This is a genomic window from Micrococcus sp. HSID17227 (assembly GCF_003989405.1).
GTDB lineage: Bacteria > Actinomycetota > Actinomycetes > Actinomycetales > Micrococcaceae > Micrococcus > Micrococcus luteus.
This window is the reverse complement of record NZ_RBLN01000558.1, coordinates 1-676: the sequence shown is the minus strand read 5'-3', so window position 1 is coordinate 676 and position 676 is coordinate 1. Positions and strand designations below refer to the sequence as shown.

General features: G+C 80.5%; 1 protein-coding gene. It reads left to right on the top strand.

Annotated elements, in window-relative coordinates; translation table 11 throughout:
* Positions 1–506, top strand: a 506-nt coding sequence (locus D8M29_RS13290) for a ComEA family DNA-binding protein (RefSeq protein ID WP_238693439.1), incomplete at its 5' end; no start/stop codon positions are given.
* Positions 507–676: the final 170 nt, after the last annotated feature.

Genomic DNA, 676 nt, shown 5'->3' with positions numbered 1-676 from the left:
CGTCCGGGTCCGCCGGGTCCACCCCGCTGCGGGTGCACGTGGTGGGCGAGGTCGCCCGGCCGGGTGTGGTCAGCCTCGCGCCGGGCTCCCGGGTGGCCGACGCCGTGCGCGCGGCCGGGGGCCCGCCCCGGCACGCCCGGGCGGAGCGCATCAACCTCGCGGCCCCGCTGGACGACGGCCCACAGGTCCTCGTCCCCTCCGCCCACACGCCGCAGGACGCCCTGGACCGGGTGGCCGGGGCCGCGCAGGCTCAGCCCACGCCGACCACGGGCGGGGCCGGTGCCACTGGCGAGCCTGGCGGGGCCGGGCCCCGCGGCACCGTGGACCGAAAGACCCACGACGCCGCAGGCCTGCAGACCCTGCCCGGCGTCGGCCCCGCCACGGCGGAGAAGATCATCGCCCACCGCGAGACGGTCGGCCCGTTCACCGGCCTGCAGGACCTGGACGCGGTGCCCGGCATCGGCCCGGCCACGCTTGACCGGCTCCGCGACCTCGTCTCGTGGTGAACCCGGCCCCGGGCCCGCCCAACGATCCCGTGGACCGCCGCGCCCGGCACCGCGAGGTGCCCGGCCCGCTCGAGGCCCGGTGGGTGCCCGCCCTGCTCGGGTGCCTCACCCTGGGGATCCTCGGCGTCGGCTGGGACGCCCCGGCCCGGTCGGCGGCGGCCCGCACGGGG